At 37.1% G+C, this 25992-nt stretch carries 13 protein-coding genes and 1 tRNA gene; 4 read left to right on the top strand and 10 right to left on the bottom strand.

Going from position 1 to position 25992, the window contains the following annotated elements; all coding sequences use genetic code 11:
* Nucleotides 1-61: 61 nt before the first annotated feature.
* From KKI44_RS13010 to KKI44_RS12990, 5 genes are all read right to left on the bottom strand, one after another.
* Nucleotides 62-550 (bottom strand): hypothetical protein, encoded by a 489-nt coding sequence (locus tag KKI44_RS13010; RefSeq protein WP_214587667.1) that lies wholly within the window; start codon nt 548-550, stop codon nt 62-64.
* Nucleotides 551-553: 3 nt separating this feature from the next.
* Entirely contained in the window at nt 554-11017 is a 10464-nt protein-coding gene (locus KKI44_RS13005) for an RHS repeat-associated core domain-containing protein (RefSeq protein WP_214587666.1), read from the bottom strand.
* Nucleotides 11018-11031: 14 nt separating this feature from the next.
* Complete coding sequence (locus KKI44_RS13000) at nt 11032-12888, bottom strand: hypothetical protein (RefSeq protein WP_214587665.1); 1857 nt, start codon at nt 12886-12888, stop codon at nt 11032-11034.
* Between the two features lie 897 nt (nt 12889-13785).
* Nucleotides 13786-13859 (bottom strand) — tRNA-Asn (locus KKI44_RS12995).
* An 880-nt stretch (nt 13860-14739) separates the two neighbouring features.
* On the bottom strand, nt 14740-15174 hold the full coding sequence (locus tag KKI44_RS12990) for an META domain-containing protein (protein ID WP_214587664.1): 435 nt from the start codon (nt 15172-15174) through the stop codon (nt 14740-14742).
* An 88-nt stretch (nt 15175-15262) separates the two neighbouring features.
* On the opposite strand from KKI44_RS12990, the gene KKI44_RS12985 reads away from it, so the two are divergent.
* The 3 genes from KKI44_RS12985 (at nt 15263) to KKI44_RS12975 (ending at nt 18724) form a co-directional block, all read left to right on the top strand.
* The gene (locus tag KKI44_RS12985; RefSeq protein WP_214587663.1) at nt 15263-17464 is read left to right on the top strand and encodes a S46 family peptidase; all 2202 of its coding nucleotides are present in this window, start codon (nt 15263-15265) and stop codon (nt 17462-17464) included.
* Between the two features lie 98 nt (nt 17465-17562).
* Nucleotides 17563-18237, top strand: a complete 675-nt coding sequence (locus tag KKI44_RS12980) for a hypothetical protein (protein ID WP_214587662.1) — start codon at nt 17563-17565, stop codon at nt 18235-18237.
* A 10-nt stretch (nt 18238-18247) separates the two neighbouring features.
* Nucleotides 18248-18724 (top strand): YdeI/OmpD-associated family protein, encoded by a 477-nt coding sequence (locus KKI44_RS12975; RefSeq protein ID WP_214587661.1) that lies wholly within the window; start codon nt 18248-18250, stop codon nt 18722-18724.
* Between the two features lie 96 nt (nt 18725-18820).
* On the opposite strand, the gene KKI44_RS12970 is transcribed toward KKI44_RS12975, so the two are convergent.
* Nucleotides 18821-19159, bottom strand: coding sequence for a hypothetical protein (locus KKI44_RS12970; protein ID WP_214587660.1), 339 nt, complete (start codon nt 19157-19159; stop codon nt 18821-18823).
* Between the two features lie 167 nt (nt 19160-19326).
* Entirely contained in the window at nt 19327-20862 is a 1536-nt protein-coding gene (locus KKI44_RS12965; protein ID WP_214587659.1) for a YifB family Mg chelatase-like AAA ATPase, read from the bottom strand.
* Between the two features lie 739 nt (nt 20863-21601).
* Between KKI44_RS12965 and KKI44_RS12960 the strand changes: the two genes are divergently transcribed.
* Nucleotides 21602-21853 carry a hypothetical protein gene (locus tag KKI44_RS12960; protein ID WP_214587658.1) on the top strand — a complete coding sequence of 84 codons (252 nt, stop codon included), beginning with the start codon at nt 21602-21604 and terminating at the stop codon, nt 21851-21853.
* 236 nt (nt 21854-22089) lie between these two features.
* Here KKI44_RS12960 and sufD read toward each other — a convergent pair whose 3' ends face one another.
* The 3 genes from sufD to sufB form a co-directional block, all read right to left on the bottom strand.
* Entirely contained in the window at nt 22090-23397 is a 1308-nt protein-coding gene (gene sufD, locus KKI44_RS12955; RefSeq protein ID WP_214591155.1) for a Fe-S cluster assembly protein SufD, read from the bottom strand.
* 102 nt (nt 23398-23499) lie between these two features.
* Nucleotides 23500-24246 (bottom strand): Fe-S cluster assembly ATPase SufC, encoded by a 747-nt coding sequence (gene sufC / locus KKI44_RS12950; RefSeq protein WP_087711759.1) that lies wholly within the window; start codon nt 24244-24246, stop codon nt 23500-23502.
* 248 nt (nt 24247-24494) lie between these two features.
* Complete coding sequence (sufB, locus tag KKI44_RS12945; protein ID WP_214587657.1) at nt 24495-25943, bottom strand: Fe-S cluster assembly protein SufB; 1449 nt, start codon at nt 25941-25943, stop codon at nt 24495-24497.
* Between the last annotated feature and the right edge of the window lie 49 nt (nt 25944-25992).

The raw sequence follows: 25992 nt of genomic DNA, 5'->3' as shown, positions 1-25992 counted from the left end.
GCATCCTTTCCAAATTAATCCATCTGATCCCGTATTATCTTGAGTATGCCCCTTAAATATTCTATTCGTATGAGCCTCTGGCTGACGAAAATCCTATTATAATTTCCAAAAGATATTCTAAATAATTAAAGTCATTCAATCCTTTCCATTTTTGTTCTTCTAAAAATATATATACAAGATTCTTAAATACATGCAAATCTTTCCATTCTAATAGCTCTTGCTTTGAAAATATATTATAATTATATTTAAATAGTTGTTCATTTTCATTTGAAGTAAGCAAACCAAATCCTATTATATCAGATTTATTATTATCTATTGTCATTGATCTAATTCTATTTGAATATTGATAATACAAATCAATATGTTTAAATAGTTTCCCTTTTGCAGAACACTTATCAAGACAATCTAAGTGAACTCCGGCATCACTAAAAATAAATAGATTATCTAACTGGTTACTTATCAGTGGAGGAATTAATATATACTCTCTTGATTTATTCAGGACATCATTACATAATGGACATCTTGATTGGTTTTCAAATATAATAGCCATAAATTAAGGTTTTTCAATAGGTTTTCGAATCATTAGTGGTTTAGGATTAAATCCTTCAAAAATATATTGCTTACTCTGATTTAAACTTCTTAACGCATTAAAGTCACCTACACTTGGTCCTGTTACATAAGGATGTGTATGTCCATAAATCAAAGATACTTCCCCTAATTTGAATTGTATACCATGTGGTCCTCCACTTACTATAACCTTTTCTCCAGGAGCAATACTATTTGGACCAAGTTTTACAACAGCATGTTCAACACCCGTAGTCAAAGTCCTATTTTGACAAAAACTTATTAAGTCAGCAATGCTTTCATTTTCTCTAACTTCTCTAACAATATTCATAGGTGAAACATATTCTCCCCCATTCCCTATAATAATAGCTTCATCATTTATACCCGCATTTAGCGGAGTAAATAAATATGTCTGTAAAATAAATTGTGTTACTAACCCTACACTTTTCCCAATACCCGCTGTAGAAGAATTTTTCACTGCGTAAGTAAATGCTCCATTATCTGCGTGACAAGATAAACATCCTTTATAAATTAAGCCATCGGAAGCAGTGTTGTCTTGGCTCCATCCTCCAATATTTTGTGGTAGAATAAATTCATATTTCCCTCTTTCATGCCAACCACCTATTTTGGAAGTTAATAAAGTATTCTGACTAACCTGTTGGTAATGTGTATTTCCTTCATCCCAAGAAGTATTCTGATAATCCTGTTCAGACATTTTGGTAGGAATGCCAACTTCCAACCTATTATTTACTTGCAACCGGGTATTGGATTTATATCCCTTATCAACTCCTCTTCCAAACAATCCAGTAAAAAAGTCCCATGCTCTTCTCACAAAACTTCTTTTCTTTGGATCTCCGGGACCTTCACCCCCAATTCTTTCCCCCATCATCCCTGTAGGATCGGCATAGTTTACAGGATCGTTCCAGACATAAGCATACGGTGAACCCGTGATATCTACCAGCGGATCTACAGAAAGCCAGAAGCTTCGTTTAGGATCGTAATATCTTGCACCATAATAGTAATATCCTGTTGCAGCATCAAATTCTTTACCATTAAATCGATAAGGGTTATCGTAATCCTGATTGGATGTTCCCATCAGCAGTTCTCCGTACGGCATATACTCGTACCAGTTGGTTACTTTTCCTGCGCTGTTTACCAAAACCGAAGCACTGCCCAAATGATCAGGATGAATCCAGTACATTTCAAAGTCTGTTGGCTCCGGAGGAGTATAGGTACTCATACATTCAGATTGTAAAAACTCGCTCCACATATCACAGATATTCTGTCCGCCAGCAAGGGCGTTGGAATACATTTCCACGAGTTTCTTATGGCATTCTTCATTATGGTCTTCCTCAAAGATCATGATCTGCTGTTCCACAATATAAGAACATACCGTAGGATCACTGGTCACTGAAACGGGTGGGGTATAGGTTCCCTGAGAATCTTCATTGGTTACCCAAACTCCCTGCGGAAGCCCTGCCTGTATAATAATATCGTTCACCTCTTCCGAAAGCGCAACGGCAAGATCGTCATATTCTCCTGCTAAATTAATCTTGAACCTGTGGGTCGGAATACGGCTTACTCTGGTTGCTATTTTTTGGCTTCCCATGTAGTAATGCTTACTCATGGTTTTTTCACTCAGAACAAGATAACCATTGGGGTAATAGATAAAGGATCCCATCTGGGTCGTTTCATCCGGATTGTTTCCGTTCACATAAAGCTTTTTGGAAACGGCATCGTTTTTAAGGATTCTTTCTCCTGCAGCATCATACACGTAGTAGTTTAGATTCTGCTTTTGTGTAACTACCGCTTTTAGTCTGTTCTGTTCGTCCCAGAATAAGCTTCTGTAAGGACCTGCAATTACTCCGGGAATGTTCTCGGTAATAGAGGTGAGATTCCCATTAAGGTCATAGGTGAAGTTTTCTTCACTGTATACTGCCGGCAAATTAGAAAACGACGATCCACAGTCTAACGGGGAATTAAAGTTTTCAAACTTCGCATATCTAATAGATGATACGGCATTTGGGTGATTGGGATTATCATACTTGTATTCTGTTTTTTCACCTAAGTTCGGAGGATACTGGCACGTATTATTACTTATATAGGTTTTCAGTCCATGGTCTTTAGCCATGATATTTCCTACAGCATTATACCCCATATCCAGTTTATAGTACTTGGTGTTTGCCTTTCCTTTAGCCGTAATTTCTGCATTACTTAACCTTCCGAACAGATCATAGTTATATGTTTTTTGTGTAGCAATAGCAATATCCATAGATGGATAATTGCCCGCCATAGGAGTCGTTCCATTAATTTTCGATACATTTCCGTTGCCATCGAAAGTATACAGGCTTCTCAGGATATCCGGCCCGTTGTTATACAGAAGTGCCAGATCTTTTGTCCTTCCCCAGGGATCATACTTATAGTCTGTTCTCGTTCCGTTACCCGCAAGATAAGAGGTCATCTGATCCCTGTTATTGTAAGTCATGGAATAAGCAATACCATGAAGCTTTATTTCTCCCGGCAGCTTGCTCTGGATATTATCCAGAAGACCTGCCATATTATAATTATAGGTAACTTCTTCGGTATCCGGATAGGTAATCTTATTAATTCTTCCCAGTGGATCATATACAAAGGATGTTTTAAACATCTTTGGAACATTATTAGGAGCCACCACCACGCGGGTGTTCTCTTTCACCTGACCTGTGATATTATATTTAAACACCTGGGTTCCTGTACGGTCAGTCTGTTTTATAAGCCTTCCTGCTGCAAAATCTGCTGCTCCAGGCGCACCATATTCGAAAGACACTGTATGGGTTGGATACACTATTTCTTTAAGCTGGTCGTAATAATAGTGGTAATTTACCTGCTGTCCCAAAGAATTGAGGACTAAATTATTAGAAGAAATCATTTTTCCGCTTAAATCATACTTGAAAGTAGATTTACCTGCATCAGGCTGTATAACAGAAGTCTGCCTTCCCAGCATATCGTATGTATAATTGGTATCATTGTTACCGGCATCTTTCATTCTCACCAACTGCCCCAATAAATCATACTCATAGCTTGTCCAGATATCCTGTCCTCCTCCGGTTTGTTTGCTTGAAGTCGTTCTTCCCTTTTCATCAGTATAAGATACGCCGGTATTTCCTAACGGACTCTGCGATCTTGTTGCAAACTGGGTTATCCCGTTTCTGTCTGCTCCAAACTCGTAGAAAATCTTTGTCTCCAGATTTTGCGATCCGTTATTGGTAACCACATTATTCTGTATAATACTCACAGGACGATCAAGATCATCATACGAAGTAGTTGTATACGTCTGCGCTGCCTGATCTTCAGAAGTCAGATAATCATCAAATTTCCTTAGAGAAGCCATGATATTAGTTCCTGTAGTAACTTTATCTCTGATAATGGTCTTCATCGGTCTTCCCAAACGGTCTTTGATCTGATAGATATTATTGGCAAAATAATAGGTTCCGTTCTCTTTTTTAAAGAGCTTTTTCATCATTAGTCCCGCTCCCCATCCATCACTGAAAAGGCTGCTGAAATAATTATCTGTAGGAGTATTCCCGTTAACAGAAGGTGCTTTTCTCTCAGTAACTGCTACCGGCATTACATCCAATGGATAATAATACATTTTTACTGTCCAGTCTCCATCCATTGGTGAACGGTACTGAGTGAGTCTTCCGAAGCTGTCATACTTATACTCCGAAGTTACTCCGTTAATATCCGTTACGACAGTCGGAACCCCAAACAGATAATTATTATCATATTGTGTGGAAGATGTATAGCCATAGGCATCAGTGGTCTGCAGCAGATAGGTGTGATAAACCGGATCGTATGAATAAGTGTAAAACATTCGCTGCGTATTTATTGACGCCGGCTGGGTAACCTTGGTGAGATTACCATAGCTATCATACTCCATATCATAGTCTGCGGTTTCCGTTCCCAGATACTTCTTAATCTTTTTAATATTTTGAGCAGCATCCAGTTCCGTCGTGTTTTTTCTTGCCACCTGTCCTCCTATAGTGATGGTCTGTTCCGAAGGAACCCCTACAATATTCTTTACTCCGGGAGCATGATAAGTAACATTCATCTTCACATCATCTGAAGTATTACTCATGGATATGCCTCTGTCTGTAGATTGAGTTACATTTCCGTATTTATCATAGGAATCGATGGTCTTAATCGTTGTCTTGCTATGGCTATTACTTCCCGAATATTCGGTAAAAGAAGACTCTGTTTTGTACAATAAAGGAATAATTCTTCCTATATCTTTATACTGCGGTTGTGCCTGATTCTCCGTAAGCTGGTAACCGGAAGTTGAGCTTTGACCAAAATATCGGTAGGTATTTTTTGTTTCTGAACGTTTTCTGTTCTGGCTGTCCAAAAGATAAGTAGAACGAACCAGCCCTTTTTTATAGAAGTACTGTCTTACTTTTGTATCGTCATAATTAACATAGAAATCACTTTCGTTTCCATAATAATTCGTTTCATATTCGGTAACGTGGGTCTGATGAAGTGCCAGATCATTGAATACTTTAGTCTTTATAATTCCAAATCCTAAAAACTCTCTTTCCCTTCTGTCATGAACACCTGCCTCGTATTCAAACCCAAATTTTTCTCTTGGTTTTACTTTCTGAGGATCATTAACTCCGGCCGGAGCAGGTAACGTTGTATCTAATGGTCTGAAATTCCAGATACTTACACCCGTCATTACCGTCTTGGAAAAAGGCATCTGATAGGTACCCCCTACCATAGTATTCAGGCTGTTGCTTTCATTTGTATAGTCGTAATTTATTTCTACTGCTCCCTGAAGAGGATTGTCAATACGAACCAATAAATTGGCTTTTGCTAAATTGTTATGATAATAGGTTAAGTTTGTATCTGCATCAGAAATAAGCAAATCCGGATAACCATCCCCGTCAAAATCCCGTAAATCCACTTCCTGCTTATTGACGGATTTATCTTTACTGAAGCCTCCTGATAAACATATTTTTAGTCCAAGACACGCACATAACGTTCCGAAAAAGTTGGATCCTGAAGAATTCTGTTTATTACTAAGACTGAAGTCCTTATTAAAATTCTCCGGTGAAATAAATGACGTTCCGTTATTTATCCAAATTTCGTACGTATTGCCATTTTTTACAATTTTATCGGCAAGTCCGTCACCATTAACATCAATGATTCCTATTTTAGCGGTTGAACTGGATTTCGAAAGACCTATACCCCCTGCCCAGCTTCCGTTAGCCATACTAAATCCGCCTCCTCCGGAAACGGCAAATGAATCTCCTTTGGAAACATCAGCAACATTCCATCCATAAGGATCATACGAAAAACCATTGCCATTGTTAAGATAAACATTACCTCCTGAAATATAATCGATCAGGCTGTCTCCATTCATATCCGCCCAGACTCCGTTACCTTGTCCCCAGGCTCTTCCTATGGTTAGATTTGCGCCTACACCCAAAGCGAAAGAGGAGGAACCGGTATGCATATCTTTTTCACCGCCTACGTAGAAAAAGACATCAGTTGTATTACTGAATTTACCAACAGAAGGCGAAGCCGAAAGTCCTGCCCCCAAAATATATCCTTTATTTTTAATTTCTTTTTTATCAATACCTGACACGGCAGACAACTGTCCCAGATTATTGGTTTTCTGGAAAAAGCCTCCTGAAATAACATCAGGATACTGGTCTCCATTAAAATCCTGGAAATAATCTGCTGTCTTTTCTGTGGAATATCCTGCATGTCCGCTAATCCCCAGCCACGGAACAATAGATCCTGCAACATAGGCATGGAAGGCATCTGATTTTGAACGGAGAATAATTCCTCGAGGATTAGGAACGGCATATACCGGATTATGAATAATTGATGTGCTGTCCGCAATCAGTCCTAATGAATAAGGCTGTTGAATATCTCCCGTAAGTTCTACCGACTCAAGAGGAGAAACATAAGCATATTTATCCGCATCCAGCTGCAATGGCGTAAAATATCGGTTGTTATTCTGCTGAATAATATAATTAGTCATACAGGTATAATAATCCGCTGCCGATGGGTTACATGGAGAAGATCCTCCCGGTTGTGGCATAGAGCCATAAGGATTGGTATTGAATTCACTTTCCCGAATAGGGCTGTCCGGATATCTTGAACCATTATAAGAAAAACCACCCCATCCCTGATACACCAATCCCGTATTCATATTATAATGGGTATTATCTGACCGGTATGCAAAATAATCCGCTTTATGCTCTGTATCAGCATAAATTGAAGACTGAGAAGGCGGATCAAAATTCGAATTATAGATATTGGGATTTAATTCTGCTAATTTCTTAGCAACCTGATAATCCGGGGAACTGATTTCAAAATAAAACGATCGGGAATATATACTTGAAAAATCTGTTATAAATCCTCCTAAGGCATCACAAAGATTAACAGAAGGAATCTGCATTACGTTATTAACAACATCCACCGTATTTTTTGTTGTAAGAATGTTTCCGTAATAATTAATCTTTAGCGAAAAAGTAACTTTCGTATTATGCATATCCGGAAGATTAATCGTAAGAGGCTGATTGATGCCACCAGTAAACTTCGGATACAAAATAAATCTACAGTTAGAAAAGATGTTATACTTTGAAAAATTTTTCGGAAGATTATTCGTCAGTCTTTCAGAGTAAGGATTATATTGTACCAATGCCTTTACATCAATCGTGTCAGTATCAGATGTTATATTCATCTTCGGTTTCCACTTGATCTTTTCCCACGAAACATTGGTATCTGCTGAAACATCAAAGCGCAGCATGGTCATGGTAGAATCTGACGGATTCTGGTTGACCATAAGATTCGCAATATCATACCCTGCAATCTGGTTATTGGCAGGAGTAATTGTATTTAGGCTGTTTCCTTTTGGCAATCTTTGGTGATAAATCAATGTGGAGGGTGGAATAACCCCTGTTGTATCTGAAATAGACTGCACCGATTTATAAATTTTAAAATCTACATCATCTGTGAAAGTCTCATTAGCAAGGGTTCCCCAGGTAATTTTTACTTTGCTTTTATCCCCAATAACATTATCTTTTTTAGAAGAAGCCAGATAGTGACCTGAAGAATTAAAATTAAAATAAAGATTTCCATTTGCGTCTTTCTTCGTCAGATCTGAGGTAGAAACTCCCGGCACGGATGTATACTCGATTCCGGTAACCGATTGTATTCTGTCTCCTGTTGGATCTACCCTGGAAGAGGCTATTAAAAAAATCCGTTGTCCCTTTTCCACGTGGGTAGATGCCGTAAGATATTGTGGCTGTCCCGGGCTATACAGGGTAACGACAGAAGAAAGAGAAGCTGAAGGAGAAGGAATAAATGCTGAGTTATCTTCATTTGCCTTTGTCAGCGAGCCTTTTTCGATCCAGACATCCACTCCATCCGGAGACTGCTGAAGCAGAGACACATACTGGGTAATATCTATTTCTCCTGTTACCGGCGCTTCCCACATTCTTACAATATTAGCCTGTGATGCAGGAAGTCCGGGACTGCTGATGGTATCCATAACCGCAGGACTTCCTTCCAGAATGGCATTAGGTGTTTCTTCTGTCACATTGATAGTACTGGAGGCAGGCTGGGATTTAAACTGAGGAGCATCGTTTCTTATTTTACCAAAGAAAACTTCCCCATAGTTGACCATATCAACCAGTCCGTCTCCGTTGACATCTGAAAAGTAGGTTGGAGAATTAGTTTTTCCAAATGAATAATTTAACCCGACAGCTCCTTTTTTGAAAGAATACTCCAAGCCCAATGTTGTATTATATGAATTATGCCGGATGATTGGGGTTTCATTTGGAAGCCCTATCGATGAATATACACTGCCAAAAGATGATTTCGTATTTCTTCTGAATTTTATTGTACCGTCAGCAGCATAAAACGCTTGATCCAGCAATCCGTCTCCGTTCAGATCGATAAGTTGGTTTTTACCGTAGGATCTATTGTCGTCATAACTTCCCGTTATTCCGATCGTTCCTTTTTTATTCGTTCCAGCACCAATACAAAATCCCCATCCAAAGCTTAAAGATCCCCTGATGTTTTTATTTTTCGCATAACTCCCGCCGATAAAACTGGTGTTCCCTCCTGAAAAAGAACCCACATTACTATTATCTTTTGGAGTATTATAAACTCTTGTAGGAAATTTATCAAATACAGGAACTCTCGTATCATAAGTCAGAAAGTGCCTGTTGAATAAATTTCCATTGCCATCCTTTTGAACGATCTCAGTTAAAAGTCTTTTGGAGAACTGACCTAATAGAACGTTATCTAACTGATACTCTCTAATTAACGTATTCGCTCTTTTTACCGTAATTTTTCTTAGTATTTTGGAATCGGATAACTTTACTCCCAGCTTATTATTGATAATCATATCAGGTCTTATCCCAGGCTCATTTTCAAAATCAATAAAAGTATTATTGCTGTAAGCAATTCGGGAAAGATATTTGTTCTTTCCTCCTCCTTCATACGTATCGATATAAGTATATGTTATGGTATTCCCGAATCGGTCGGTAACTTTGGTTAAATACCATTTAACAATATTTCCTGAGGTATTATTTCCCGGGTTATTGGTTAATATATCCTGATATTCCTTTTTGGTTCCGCTGCCGTCAAGGATTTCCCAGGTGTATGCTCCGGGAGAATTTCCTTTACGGATAATTTTATAGCCTTCTTTTATCCCATTCCGATAATAAAAAGATCTGTCAGTTGCTCTTGCTTCTGCATAGGGTATCTTGTTGGGCAGATAATCATCTTTAAACACCAGCTGCTCACCGGCAATGGTATAAATTTCAGATTCATTGGTGCTGCTGAATGTAGGAACTCCCCAACGTGTATCAAGATCAATGGTTTCCACGGGGATATCCCATCCCGTTCCGGCCCATCCAAATTTATTATCACTGTTGTACACCAGAGATACGCTTGGCTGGAATCCTCCGATTCCTGCAGGAATTTCTATAGGATACTGTACATTGGCACTTCCCTGCTGATTAGGGGTAGGCGGAGAAATAAGGTTAATCTTCGATCCCGGATTGGCAATAGGCATATCATCAAATCCTGTAGGCGCTGAAGCACCAGTTTCCGGGCTTTCCGGTTGTCTGGATACTCCTGCTATATAACGAGCCTGTTTCAGCAAAGTATGCAGAACGATATATTTTTTAGCCGTATTGACACTGTCTATATTTGCCTGAAGCCATCTTTTCTGTTTATAATCAAACGTAAAGGCAGCAATATCTTCTTCCTTATATCCTTTGGGAAGCTTATCCTTATCATAAGGAAGATGAACCGTTACAGACCGGGACGTTTTGTTGGTGAGAAAAAAACCGGCATATCCGGAACTTACATTCACTGTTGAAAGATCCAAAGGCGGAAGATCAATGGTTCTTAATCCCGTCACAATACTGGACGCATCTTTATAAATAAGATTAACTCCTGAATCACGGTAAGAGTCTACGGAAGAAATATGATCCTCTCCTGATATATCTTTAACAATGTTTTCTTCTAAAACCGAAGCCTTATTCTGTATAAAAGCAACAGGAATTGAAAGATTCTCTTTTTTACCGAGAGACAGATATTCAAATTCATTACCTTTCAGGGCAATCTTTTCTCCCTGAACTTCAACAGCCGAAATTCCTGCAGAAGGATTGACATATCCTCTGATATAGCATACTTTATCATTGTATACTTTTGAAACAATTTCATATGCCTTGTGCGAAGCCGTTTTGTTTTCTACAATTCTTACATTTTTAATATGATAGTAGTCTCCTTTTCCTAAAGAATTAAACAATACTGTATTATTCCCTTTTTTCAGAAGACCGGCATCTATATTCTCAGAAACCTCACTCCATCCGGATTTTTTGTATTTTATATATCCCCCGACTGCAAAGCTCCCGTTGATACTTCTTGTGACTGAATTAATGTCTGAATAGCCGTCTACCTCATACTTTAATGCGTAGGACTTACCCGGAAGTATATTTCCCAGATACACATCAAAGATATTATCGGAAGCATCTTCATCTCTTTCACCATCCTTATTTCCGATCTCACCGATAAAGCCAGATTTCACAAGATTTGAATTGGTAAACGGAACTGCCGGATATCCCGCAGGGGTTATGAGTCGACCGGCATTAACCGTAAAGCCTTCTGACCATGCAGAATCTTTTTTATTTCCGGATAAAGAAGTAAGATCTGGAGTTTTGCCTGCCTTTAAATTCTCTCCTTTCAGGGAAGGCTTTAAGAAGCCGCAATCTATTTTGAAGGAATTTGCATATTCCTTATGGTTCTTTACATTTCTTTCGCTCTCTGTATTTCTGTGGGAAACGGTATAAAAAGTCCAGCTGCACAACGACAGAACAATGGGTATGAAAACCGGAAGCATTTCAAGTTTTTTGTTCCCGGAAAATAATTTTTTTAAAGGATGATTCATGGTATTCGTGTTTTTTAATTAATAAGGAAATTAACGCCTTTTCCTTCCTCAGGAATAAATATTTTAATATTATAATAACCAACAACAGGAGGAATATTCATTGGAATGGTAAAGTCTGCTGAAGGAGGATATTGCCCCTGTTTAATCAGAACACCCAAGCTGTTGAATATTTTTATGGTAAGTGGTTTAATGGATTTTAACTCCACCTTTACGGTGAGGTTTCCGTCATGGGACGGATTAGGAGACACGCTGATTTTCTTAAATAAGGAAGTACTCTGTAAGGCATTATAATCTGCCTGAGTTAATACAGAAAGCGGTTTATTAACTTCACAGCCCAGTTTGTTTTTTATTTTAAGCTGATAGGTTCCCGTTCCGTTTAACAGGAAAGGAGCGGTACCGGTCGTCTGACCTGCCGGTGAAGTCAGAACATATTGATAGGAATCTGTATTTAGATCCAATTCTATAGGATTTCCCTGCCACACATAATGATCGTCAATATTCTGGTTAACAATACCTTCCAGATCAAATGTTCTTATAATATCGTTTTGTCCGGATTTCTGTATAATCAGCTTATAATTGTCCGGCAACAGATTATTAAAGACAATAGGATTGGTCGTTCCGGAAGTTGGAGCTACAATAACCTGATTACTGTTCAGGCTTTTTAGAGAATAGCTGAAAGGGAAAAGATCTGAAGGAACGGAAACCTTTACAATTCCACTACCCAAATCATTACAGGTACTCACCATCTGAATATTCTGCTCGCTCTGGGAATCTTTAAGATTGAAAGTAAAATACTCGGTGCCATCATGGTCAATGTCCCACATGATATCTTTAAATATATACTTATCTCCGATTTTCTCTCCTAAAATGTCGGTAGAAATATCATTCTGATAATTGCTTTCATTGGCAAATAGTCTTAATATAACCTTATCACTTGGAGAAAGCCCGGAAAGAGTAAGATAGAGATATGTTTTTACAGTCTGAGTTCCTGAATTTTTTATCTGTGCTTTCCACATTCTGAACATGTCCCGTTTGGGATGTGCGGAAAGGAGATCGGCTTCTTTGAAGCTGAAAGACTGGTTGTTATCTCCCCACAAAACGAAAGTCCCCTGATTTAAAGTTTCCGGATTCTGATAATTCGTAGCTTTTAAGGTATTTAAAGACATAATAATATGTTCATCTTCAGAATTTTTTGACTGCTTTTGATAAAGACCAAAAGCATCATCTCTTCCAATGCCTGTAATCCTGAAATTGTAATTCTTATTTTTTTTGGAATCCCACAGGATATCGCCTGCATAAGAAACATAATTTTTTTCTGAAATATCGTTTATAGTGATACCATACTTCACAGAAAGATAGGTTTCTATTTTTTGTTTGTCAATTGGGGAAAGATTATTATCGAACACTAAGATCTCAGGAATAAGAAGGGTAGGATCTGTTTTTTTATTCAAAAGAACAATCGGGTTAATTTTCTTGCCGGTATCGGTTTTGGTAAAAGTCAGGATTTTAGAACTTAACTGAGGGCTGTTTATCCTTAATGTATCTGAAAAATCATCAATCCCCAGACTGCTGATCACGGAACTTCCTATTTTTCCGTAGACCTTTTTATCCGTTCCTCCAAACTTATTGCTTACAAAAAATAAAGAGGGCTGGTTCAGGTTTCCGTCCAGTTTCTTAAAAAATGATCCATGAACAGGATCTTTTACCAGATGATAATTCATTAGCCTGCCGGTTAAGGTGTCTGTAGGAGCAATACTATCCTTTACATTGTTTTTGCGGAAAGAAAGTCCTGCAACGCCTCCAAAAACGGTGGTTTGGGAAAACAGGAAACAAGATACAAATAAGGTTATTAGTGTTAATATTTTACTCATGATTCTGAAGTTTACAGGTTAATACATAGAAATTAGTTCAAAGTTTGCAATTCTCTTGGGCGCGTGCAAAGACCTAACTGGTCAAATGCTTATTACAACTAGTCAAATTCTTTTTGAGAAAAAAGACTGGTTGAGTGCAGAAGCTGTTTCCAAGGAATTTTTTGTTGTGTATTTGAGAAACTACCCGAAGGGAAGCACAGAAAAGGGACCTCTGTATAATTTTTTTTCATATTTAATGTTAGTTTTAAAGTAGCTAATATACTGTTTTTGATTATTTTAAAGTCATCTTAAATAATTTTTTTTTCTCCAGATCGATTTTATTTGTATGTTAAACATTGTTATTTTGTTTCGTCATATTTATTTTTTGGGTTAAAGCGCATATTCGGAAATATCATTTTTTCTTTCTTTCACAAAGCTAATCTCCCGAAACGACAAAACTTGACGTATTGTATAAAAGATACATTTTTTTGAAAAATGTTGAAAGAATCATAAAGAAATCATTACAACGAAATTTTAAAATACTTTTCCATTCAATTGTAACTAGTTCTGATGACCTTATTTTTTTCTTTTAAAAAAATTCCGTCATAGGCTGTAGTGATCATCTGCAGATTCGGAAATATAGGAGTCTGTATTTTTAGATTGAGGAACAATATCTTTTGGGATAAAAGATAGGTAATTAATATGGAATTTCTTTTCTACTGTATGTGATCAAAAAGTACCAATGCTACTGAATCTTTTAATTAGAATGGAGCTTGGGGAGTAAAAAGCAGAATATTTTTTCTATTCAGATTAGCTAACTTTTTGCATAGTCCCGAGATTTTGATACTGATCCGAAATAATTGTAAAAACCTTTGATGAACCGAAAAAAAAAGACCTACATTTCTGTAAGTCTTTTTGCTCCTCCTGCTGGGCTCGAACCAGCGACCCTCTGATTAACAGTCAGATGCTCTAACCAACTGAGCTAAGGAGGAATGTCCTATTGTTTTAGTAGTGCAAATATAAATGGAATATTAATATCAAGCAAATTTTTATTTTAAAAATAATTAAAAAATTCCTTTGTTGATGGGTGGTTTGAGGGTTATTTAATTATATGTCAGTTAATTAAAATAGAGGGTTGAGGTAAAACTTCTGTCGTGAAATTCAGTAAAAAAGAAGCTGTATTTCTGCAAATTTTTTTTGCTTCCCCTCTTTATAATATTTGGGGTTTGTTTATTTTGAATTTCATATATTGGATTGAATGACAATTATTTGTGAGGCTGAAATATTATTGTTTTCTACGAGTATTCGAAATGGTTTTAAGGAATATTTGCCTTTATAAAATGTATAGCAGAAGATACAAAAAGTTTGATAAGAATTTTATGCCTGCAGTGTTTTAGGAATCTCAAATGAAATTCTGTCTGAAAATTCATCAATAAAGCCTTGTATACTTTCTGTTTTCGTCATTGGGAAGACCTTCCGATAATGATTGATTTAAAAATTTTTAGAAGGTTTTGCTGTAAGTATACCACACTGAGCGGAGCCAAAGCGTACAATGAAGCAAAAATACTTTCATAAAATTCTCCCGAAATCCTTCGACTGTTGTTCGGTGTTCCTTCGGAAAAAATCCCATTTTTCCGAAGCCGATCCGAAGAAGACCCGAACATGATCCGAAGAAATGGGTTTTCAAACCGGTCAAAACCGGTCAAAAGCAGTCAAAACCCGTCAATATTTTTTTATAATCGTGAAAACACAACGGAATGCTGTAATTTTAGTTCGTTAACCGGAAAAATTTAGAAAAGAATGAATGAAATTATAATAACTGAAAAGCGGAAAGCTTTAAAGTCAGTAAGGGTAATAGAAAATAAATTTAAATCAGTCCCAGTCTGCGGCAATGAATTTCATGCTGCTTCCCTGATCATTTTTTAAAGTCAGAAAATGTCCTTCCACTTTGTAATGATTCATTGTTTTAATATTCCGGGAGAAATCATTTTCCAGTTTCATATTCGGGCACGCCATTTCTGTGGAGGCAACTTGCGAAATTTTTAATTGACTCTCCTTTTTAAATTCAGATGTAAAAAACAGTTTATTGCATCCCATAAAGGCGGAAGTTTTTATTTTTCCGTTTTCAAGAGGAGAGGTAAGATCAATTTTAGCATTGCTTTTTATTAATTCTTCTTTAGAGTAACTGCCAAAAGAAACCAGCATCCATTCTCTCTGGATCTGTGGATTTTTTACGGCTGCGGAAGAGCAGTTTAAAACAAAACTCAGGCACAAAACTGTTAAAATTGCAGTGAATATCTTTTTCATAAGCCACCGGAATCCATTTTCATACCATTCTCAGACATCAGACAGTAAAAAAATTACTAAATTAGCGACACAAAAATTATTTTATAAAATGAAAAGAATATTACTACTATTCACTTTCCTTTTAAGTTTTGTCCAGATGAGGGCAGACGAGGGAATGTGGCTGTTAATGCTCGTGAAAAGACTGAATGGGGTAGACATGCAAAAAGAAGGATTGCATCTTACACCGGAAGAAATTTATTCTGTCAACAATTCGAGCTTAAAAGATGCAATTGTAAGCTTTGGAGGATTCTGTACAGGAGAGATTGTTTCTAATCAGGGTCTTATTTTCACCAACCACCACTGTGGATACGGTGCTGTAGCAGCAGCTTCTACACCGGAGAAAGATTATCTGAAAAACGGTTTCTGGGCAATGAAGCAGAAAGACGAATTCAATGCTAAAGATCTTTACGTGAGATTTTTGGTAAGAATGGATGATGCTACGCAAAGAATCAATTCTAAATTAAACAACAATATGTCCGCTGCAGAGAGAAAAGCTGTGATCGACGCTGAAACAAAAGCGATCCAGTCTGAAAACTCTGAGAACGGAAAATATACAGTAGTTGTAAGAGACTTTTTTAACGGAAACGAATTCTACTATTTCGTTTATCAGGATTATAAAGACATCAGATTGGTGGGAGCTCCGCCTTCTGCACTGGGAAAATTTGGAGGTGATACCGATAACTGGGAGTGGCCAAGACATACGGCAGACTTTACAGTTTTCAGAGTATATGCTGATGCAGCGGGAAATCCGGCGGAATATTCTCCAGGCAACGTTCCTTTAAAACCAAAACATTTCTTACCGGTTTCTCTGAAAGGTGTAAAGCCCGGAGATTTCTCTATGATCTTGGGATATCCGGGAAGAACCAACCGTTACCTGACTTCTTACGGAATTCAGCAGATGGTAAACAAAGACTATCCGGCTTGGGTTGAAGCGTCTAAATTAGCCATGGATGTAATGAAGAAGTACATGGATAAAGACAAAGGAACTCAGCTGAACTATGCTTCCCAATATGCTTCTGTAGCGAACTACTGGAAAAACAGACAGGGTACTATTGATGCCGTTATTAAAAACGGAACCATCACAGACAAGCAAAAGATTGAAGAAAGATTTAAAACATGGGCGGTACAGCCTGAAAACGTGGTTGAGTATGAAACAGTTTTAGAAGATATCGGACTTTATTACAAGCAGACTTCAGACAGAAATGTGGAGAGAATGTACATGACGCAGCTTTCCAGAAATTCTAAATATTTCGCACTTGCACTGCAGGTAGGAAATGTTCTTCAGGCGTATGCAAAACAGGATATGGCAGGAAGACTGGCAATGAAGCCGAAAGTAGAGGCTGCATTGAAATCAGCCTACGAAAACATCAATATCAAGCTTGAAGGCGAAATGATGAACTCTATGGTAAACCTTTACCAGACAAGAGTAAACAAAGATGTAGCTTCTGAAACCATAATGGGACTGGATGCTAAAAATCTTTCGAATGTAGCGTATTCTTCAATCTTCGCCAACAAAACTTCTGCAACAAACTTTATGCTGAATCCTGATCCTTTGAAACTGGATGCAGATCCGCTTTGGAAAATTGCAAACGGAATTATGGCGGATCAAAAAGCTTCTGCTGAAAGATTTGTAAAAATTGATGATAATTTTGCTAAAAACAACAGATTATTCTTAGCAGGATTAATGAAGGCAATGCCTGAGAAAAAATTCTATCCGGATGCAAACTCTACCATGAGATTAACGTATGGAACGGTAGATAAATTGCCGATCAGATCAGACAGAAACTACTTCGGAATTACCGATAACTATTATACTGATATGACAGGTCTTGTAGGAAAATACAAGAAAGGAGATGAGGAGTTTGATCTTCCGCAGAGAGTGATCGATCTTTATAACCTTAAAGATTTCGGTCAGTATGCAGATGCAAAAGGTTATATGCCGGTAAATTTCCTTTCCAACAATGATATTACAGGAGGAAACTCCGGTTCTCCGGTAATCGATGCAGACGGAAACTTAATTGGTATTGCATTCGACGGAAACAGCGAGGCTTTAAGCGGAGATATCGTTTTCGAACAGGAATGGCAGAAAACCATCAACGTAGACGTTCGTTTCGTTCTTTGGACGATCGATAAATACGCAGGTGCAAGAAGACTTATCGACGAATTACAATTGGTAAGAGACGGTAATACTCCTGCAGATACCAAAACAAAAATGCCAAAAGAAGCTCCTGCAAAAGCAAAGAAAAAATAATCTTTAAACAGATATTAAAGCCGCGAAACTTTACTTTCGCGGTTTTTTTTGCTGAATTTTTATTACTTTAACCCGATCAAAAAATACATTATTAAAAAATGAAAAGTAAAATTTTCGGGGGCTTGCTGATATTTTTAGCATTATGGAGCTGTCAGAAAAAAGAGAAGGAAGATTTGAAATCTTTACAGGACAAGGATTCTTTACAAACGATTATTAAACAAGACAGTTTACATAAAGAAAAACAATCAGAAAAAGAATCATCTAAAGTATTTACAGACGATTTCCTGAAAATTGAGAATGCTCAGGTGAATGGAAATGATATTGTTCTGTCTCAGGAACAGTTCCAAAAGCTTTATTCAAAACACGATTCCATTAAAAGTGAAGTGTGGGACTGCGGAAGCCCTTTTGAATGGCTTGATAAAGCGTGGATGGAAAAGATATACGGAAAGGATCTTTTGAGCTTTGACGGTAAAATAACAACTTTCTACACCGGCAATGCTGAGTTTATTTCAAACAATCATAAGGTTATTTTCAGCAGTGCGAAATCCGGAAACAACCGTTTTGAAATCAGATCGCATCATATCATTCTTACTAATAATACAACCGTTGCCGAATTTCAAAAGCTATTTCCCAAACTGAAAATAGAAGATACGGATCGGAAGAATATTCAGAGCTTCAGTATTCCGGTTGGAAAAGAAACAGAAGATTCATTTATGTTCTATTTCAAAGACGGAAAACTGGATAATTTTAATCTATGGTGGTTATTGTGCTAAATTTTAAGCTATGAAAACAGATGATATACAATTTAAGGCGGTTATTAAGCAAAATGGCAAAATGAATGCGGCTTTTGTGGAATTTCCTTTTTCTACAGAGGAGCTATTCGGCAAAAAAGGACAGGTAAAAATCAAAGCGGTTTTTGACGAAAAAGTTGAATACCGGGGAAGCCTCGCCAAAATGAAATCGGAGTGCCATATTTTAGGCTTAACTCAGGAAATAAGAAATAAACTCAATAAGACTTTCGGCGATGAGGTTTTCGTTTCTCTAACGGAAGACAAAGAAGAAAGGATAGTAGAGATTGCGGAAGATATTGTATTGCTGTTTAATGAAAATCCTGAAGCGAAAATATTATTCGACAAAATGAGCTATACCCACAGAAAGGAATATATCTGCTGGATTGAAGAAGCAAAGAAAACGGAAACCAGAGAAAACAGAAAGCTGAAAATGATTCAGATGATTCTTGAAGGAAAAAAAGGAATTTAAAAAGTTCCGTTATCCATTGAACAGGTCTTATCATAGATGAAAAAGTCCGCTCATTATTTTGATTCAGACTTTTTTATTTAGGCTGGCTTTTTTTAATTAAACCATAAAATGAATAGTCAGAAATTGTTTCACGCCACCATTAATCACCGTAATCGAATCTCCATTATGATGAACAGTTACGCCCAGATCATTCATTATCTCTTTAAAATATCCACTTTCCGTATTGGAAGAAACGATATTTTTCTGCCATGAAAACTGAGCCGTCTGATCCTGATTATTTTTAATAATTAAAATACCGAAATCATTTCTGAGAATGGCAGTGTCTATTTCCTCCACCGAACTCTCATGCGGAGCAAAATCTTTTGAGAGAAGAATAATGGATTTAAAATGATGTTCTTTAGTCTCTTTTTCCGAAATTTCTACAGCAGTTTTCATTATATTATTTTGAGTTTTATTCTGATCTTTTTTGCAAACATGAATCTTCATAACGACAAAACTTGTCGTATTTAAAAAGAATTGATAAAAAATTTCGGGGCAGCAAAGCTGCCCCGAAACCATAAAAAATAATAATTAAAATATAATTTGATCATTGGTGTCCGTTATTATCCGTTCCAGAATTCTCGGTCTAAACTTCTGTATTGGATGGCTTCTGAAACATGATGAGAAAGAATATTCTCAGATTCCTCCAGATCGGCGATGGTTCGTGCTACTTTTAAAATCCTGTCATATGCACGGGCGGAAAGGTTTAGTTTTTCCATTGCTGTTTTAATAAGGCTGAAAGAAGCCGTGTCAAGTTCACAGAACTTTTCAATTTCTTTCGGTCCTATTTGAGCATTATAGCTGATTTTTAAATCTTTATAACGTTCTCTCTGTGCTTCGCGGGCAATGAGAACTCTTTTTCGGATATCTTCGCTTTTTTCACCTTTTCTGCGTTCTGCCAACTGTTCAAATTCCACTTTCTGCACTTCAATGTGAATGTCTATTCTGTCCAGAAGCGGTCCGGAAAGCTTATTCATGTATCGCTGCATTTCGTAGGTAGAGGAAGTGTTGTTGGGATCATCCGGAAAAAAACCGCTTGGGCTCGGATTCATCGAAGCAACGAGCATAAAGCTGGCAGGATAATTTACCGTAAATCGGGCTCTTGAAATGGTAACTTCACGATCTTCCAAAGGCTGTCTCATTACTTCAAGAACCGTTCTTTTAAATTCCGGCATTTCATCCAGAAACAAAACCCCGTTGTGAGCCAGTGAAATTTCCCCAGGCTGCGGATAACTTCCTCCGCCAACTAATGCAACATCCGATATCGTATGATGGGGAGATCGAAAAGGACGAACCGTCATGAGTGATGTTTCCGTTCCCATTTTTCCGGCTACGGAATGTATTTTTGTTGTTTCCAGCGCTTCTTTTAAAGTTAAAGGCGGTAAAATACTCGGAACTCTTTTAGCGAGCATTGTTTTTCCGCTTCCGGGAGGTCCGATCAGGATGATATTGTGTCCTCCTGCTGCTGCAACTTCCATCGCTCTTTTTGCTGCTTCCTGTCCTTTCACTTCAGAAAAATCAAACGGAAAATCATTAATTTTTTCCTGAAATTCTTTCCGCGTATCTACTTCGATTTTTGGGAGTGGTTTACCTTCATTAAAAAAGTCAATAACTTCTCTGATATTTTCCGCGGCAAAAACATCAAGACTATTCACAATGGCTGCTTCGCGGGTGTTTTGTCTGGGCAGGATAATTCCTTTAAAACCTTCTTCGCGTGCCTGAATTGCTATGGGGAGAACGCCTTTAATGGGCTGTAAAGTTCCGTCCAGAGAAAGCTCCCCCATAATTACGTAATCCTGAATATTTTCGGCAGTAATCTGATCTGAAGCGGCAAGAATTCCGATGGCAATACTCAGATCATAAGCAGCACCTTCCTTTCGGAGATCTGCAGGAGCCATATTGATGGTAATTTTCTTTCCGGGAATTTTAAAGCCTACGTTTTTCAGCGCGGCAGAAATTCTGTAACTGCTTTCTTTAATGGCGTTGTCCGGAAGCCCTACAAGATGATAGCCAACTCCGCCTGTATCTACATTTACTTCTATCGTAATGGTTTGTGCAGCCACACCGTGAATGGCGCTTCCATAGACTTTAATCAGCATTTTTCTGTGTTTTTGTAAATGTAGAAAAATTTTTAAATAATGATTTTCTTAAAACAATTTGCCTAAACTTTTAAAAATAAAAATGTAATTCCCTTAATATTCAGTTTTTAATCGGAATTTTCTTTCAATTGATCAATCAGCCGAAAAAAATATTCTTTACGGTTAAAATTTTTAAGAATGAAAAAAAATAAGGGCTGATCCCAGACTATTGAATTAATGATTTCAGGATTTAGGTTTTTAATGAAGTTTTAATAATCAATATAAATAGCTACAAAAAAAATCAGATGAGAGGTAGCTTATATGCTTTAAATAACACAAGTTGAGTTTACTTTAAAGTTTAAAAGATTCTTTCTCAACCTTTCCAAAAACATTCTGCAAATCTTTCTTACTGATTATCAGAAAACTGTAAAAAAATAACAAAAATATCTGAAAATGAATTTAATACGTCAAGTTTTGTCGCTTCCCCGATGGATATTTGCAGTATAGAAACAACACAGAAAATGAAAAGAGACTTTAAAACTCAAGGTGGACATAATTTAGCCTGAAGACCACCTAAAAAAATAAGGCTAAAACCTGAAGTGACTCTACTAAAAAGAGGCTTCAAATCTTAACCTTTATAAAAACAAAACAAATTTACAGAAAAAATGTCAACAAACAATTTAAATACCAATATAATGCATCGCAGACGCTTTTTAGATTCGCGACCAGCAGAAACGCGGAATTATCTGATCCTAAAAATTTGGAAAGAAGATTTATCTTTAGGAAAGATACTCAGAAAGGAGTATTTGACCAAAAGCTGAACGCATCTACTTCCTTGCAAAAACTTTGTGAAGATCCAACTGCACTTCCATTAACAATAGAAACAGAACAAACCTTAAAAGCAAAAGATGCTGTATTTTATGATCAGGCAGTACGGATAGCGAGAATAAAGCAACTGCATCTAAGGCAGAATTTGATGCTAAAATCAAGGAATACAAAGATTATTTGGTAACAACTAATACATCAATGCTTGCAATAGACTCAGGTCTTTGGGATAATTTAGTTTATCAGGCGGTTACTCAGAAAGATTTCTATTCAAAAGAAACACTAATGCAGTTTTTGCATCTTAATCAAATTCTCTCAGTTTATACTGATGGAGCCGAAGATGTATATAATGATGTCATCAAAGCAAAAAATAAAAGCTGTTCCAAAAATGAAACAGCCTTCTTATTAATCAATTATATATTGTTAAAACTCTATATCAACCTGAAGCTTCTCTGCCAGAAGCTTTGAAATCTTTTCTTTTAATGGCTCGATGTCAATGTTCTGCATGGCATCGTTCGCAAAAGCGTATAACAATAACGCCTGAGCTTCCTTTTTAGAAATCCCTCTTGCTCTCAGATAAAATAACGCATCTTCATTCAATTGTCCTACTGTACAGCCGTGAGAACATTTTACATCATCTGCAAAAATTTCAAGCTGAGGTTTGGTATCAATTGTTGCTCCTTCGCTGAGTAAAACATTGTTGTTTTGCTGATAAGCATTCGTTTTCTGGGCAATTTTATCAACGAAAACCTTCCCGTTGAAAACCCCGTGAGATTTTCCGTCGAAAATACCTTTATAATTCTGGTAACTTTCGCAATTCGGTTGATTGTGGTGAACCGCCGTGTGATGATCTACCAACTGATCTTTTCCGATAATGGTAATTCCGTTCATGAATGAATTGATATTCGATCCGTTCTGGATGAAATCCAGGTTGTTTCTCACAAGTTTACCTCCGAAAGAGAATGTATTTACAGTCGTTAAGCTGTCTTTTTCCTGTTTTGCGAAAGTATTGTCAATTAAATAAGAAGTATCGTTGTCGTTCTGTAATTTATGCCAGTCCGCTTTTGCATTCGGATAAGTAAAAATTTCCGTTACAGAATTTGTCAACACATAAGTGCTGTCAAAATTGTGATGACTTTCAATAATTTCCACTTTGGCACCTTCTTCTACGATTAATAAATTTCTCGTATTGTAGAATGTGTTTTCTTCCTGATTCTGAGAAATATAGAAAACATGAATCGGCTTTTCAATCACTACATTTTTGGGAACTTTAAGAAAGAATCCGTATTTGCAGTATGCCTGATTCAAATTCGTGAAAGCAGATTGATCTTCAGCAATCCTATTGAAATATTTCTCGAAAACATCTCTGTGTTTCTCATCATTCAATGCATAATTGAATGAAAGAAACTCAACATTTTCAATGGAAACTTTAGATAATTCTTTATGAAGTTTACCGTTCACGAAAGTAATCCAGTCGAAATTCTCTTCACCTAAGTGCAGATGGTCCAACTGTTCTTTGGTGATGTTGTGACTTTCTTTCGGGAAAAAGTTATAAGCTTTCTCAGTAATTTCCTTTAAGTTGGTATATTTATATTCTTCGTCCTTTTTTGTAGGAAAACCAGCTTTTTCGAACCTCTGAAGAGCTGCTTTACGATCTTCATCCAGAAATCTGTGACGAAGGCTCTCCAAAAATTCATTATGGTTTTGTATGATCTGTTCTTTTAATGCCATTACTGGTATATCTGTGGTTTGCACCATTTTTTCTTTTTTTGTTTGGCTGAAATTGTTAAACTAAGAGATCAGATAAAATCTCCGAATTTTTTAATCTTTTAATTAATTTAAAAGCCAGTCGTACCCTTTTTCTTCAAGCTCTAACGCAAGAGATTTATCACCAGTTTTGATGATTTTCCCGTTCGCTAAAACATGAACAAAATCAGGCTGAATATAGTTCAGCAATCTCTGATAGTGAGTAATCAGGAGAACTGCATTTCCTTCATTTTTGAAAGCATTTACACCGTCTGCAACAATTCTTAACGCATCAATGTCCAATCCTGAATCAGTTTCATCCAGAATAGCCAGTTTCGGATCAAGCATCATCATCTGGAAAATTTCATTTCTTTTCTTCTCACCTCCGGAAAATCCTTCGTTTAAAGATCTTGAAAGGAAATCTTTTTTAATACCTAATTTTTCAGATTTCTCACGAATCATTGCCAACATCTCTTTTGCCGGCATTTCTCCCAATCCGTTAGCTTTTCTGTTTTCGTTCATTGCTGCTTTGATGAAGTTGGTTACAGAAACTCCCGGAATTTCTACCGGATACTGGAAAGAAAGAAAAATTCCCTTGTGGGCTCTTTCTTCAGGAGCATCTTCGATGATGTTTTCACCTCCGAAAATAATTTCTCCGTCTGTAACTTCATAATCTTCTTTTCCTGCGATTACAGAAGAAAGGGTAGATTTTCCGGCTCCGTTCGGTCCCATAATGGCGTGAACTTCACCCGGCTTTATTTCAAGATTAATTCCTTTTAAAATTTCTTTGTCGCCGTCTTCAATTTTGGCGTGCAAGTTTTTTATCTCTAACATATTTTCAAATTTATCGCAAGGGCAGACTAACATTTATCTTTTATAATCCTAAACCATTGATTACAAAAGTACTTACACTTGCAAATGAAATACTATTTTTATTTATTTTGAACATTAAGAATTTAAACAAATCTTTAATGCGTTGTTTTGTCATTTCGACGAAGGAGAAATCTATTTTAACTTAGATTCTTCACTCCGCTTTGCTTTGTTCAGAATGACAAACAATGTGTCAAACTTAAGGATAAACATTACCCCACAGAACCTTCCAAAGAAATCTCAAGCAATTTCTGAGCTTCAATGGCAAATTCCATTGGCAGTTTATTTAAAACTTCTTTGCTGAAACCATTTACAATCAGAGCAATAGCTCTTTCTGTATCAATTCCTCTCTGGTTACAGTAGAAAATTTGATCTTCCCCGATTTTTGAAGTCGTTGCTTCGTGCTCCAGTTGTGCAGTCGGATCTTTAATTTCAATATACGGGAAAGTATGAGCTCCACATTCATTCCCCATCAGTAAAGAATCGCACTGAGAGAAATTTCTTGCTCCTTTTGCAGAAGGCATTACTTTTACCAGACCTCTGTATGAATTATTGGATTTTCCTGCAGAAATACCTTTGGAAATGATGGTAGATTTGGTATTCTTGCCAATGTGGATCATCTTGGTCCCTGTATCCGCATACTGATGATTGTTCGTCACTGCGATAGAGTAGAACTCACCGATGGATCCGTCGCCCTTTAAGATACATGAAGGATATTTCCACGTTACCGCAGAACCTGTTTCAACCTGAGTCCATGAGATTTTTGCATTTCTTTCGCAAAGTCCTCTTTTCGTTACGAAATTGAAAACCCCTCCTTTTCCTTCTTCATTTCCCGGATACCAGTTTTGTACGGTGGAATATTTAATTTCGGCATCATCCATTGCGATCAGCTCAACAACCGCTGCGTGAAGCTGGTTTTCATCTCTTGACGGAGCTGTGCAGCCTTCAAGGTAAGAAACATAACTTCCTTCATCTGCAATCACAAGTGTTCTTTCAAACTGACCTGTTCCTGCCTGATTGATTCTGAAATACGTAGACAATTCCATCGGACATCTTACGCCTTTCGGAATGTAGCAGAAACTTCCGTCAGAAAATACTGCGGAATTAAGAGCTGCATAGAAATTATCTCCTCTCGGAACTACTTTTCCAAGATATTTTCTTACTAAATCAGGATGGTTTTTTATTGCTTCGGAAATGGAGCAGAAAATAATTCCTTTTTCCATTAACGTATCCTGAAACGTTGTTTTTACAGAAACGGAATCCATTACAATATCTACGGCAACACCTGAAAGTCTTTTCTGTTCTTCGATATTGATTCCTAATTTTTCGAATGTCTTCAGCAATTCAGGATCTACTTCGTCCAGACTTTCCAGTTCAGGTTTTACTTTTGGCGCAGCATAATATTTAATCGCTTGAAAATCAGGCTTTTCATATTTAATATTTGCCCAGTCCGGTTCAGTCATTTTCTGCCAGATTCTGAACGATTCCAGACGCCATTCCGTCATCCATTCCGGCTCTTCTTTTTTAGCAGAAATTGCACGGACGATGTCTTCATTTAAACCCGTTGGGAAATCTTCGTAATCGATTTTTGTTTCCCATCCGAATTCGTATTTTTTATTTTCCAGATCGACTCTTAGATCGTCTTCAGTATATTTATTCATTATTTTTTTTTAAGATTTTAGAAGACAGATTTCAGATCTGATTTTTTAT

This window comes from Chryseobacterium sp. ZHDP1, from assembly GCF_018603435.1.
GTDB lineage: Bacteria > Bacteroidota > Bacteroidia > Flavobacteriales > Weeksellaceae > Chryseobacterium > Chryseobacterium indicum.
Note: the sequence above shows the minus strand (reverse complement) of the source record. Positions and strands in the feature narration are given on the sequence as shown.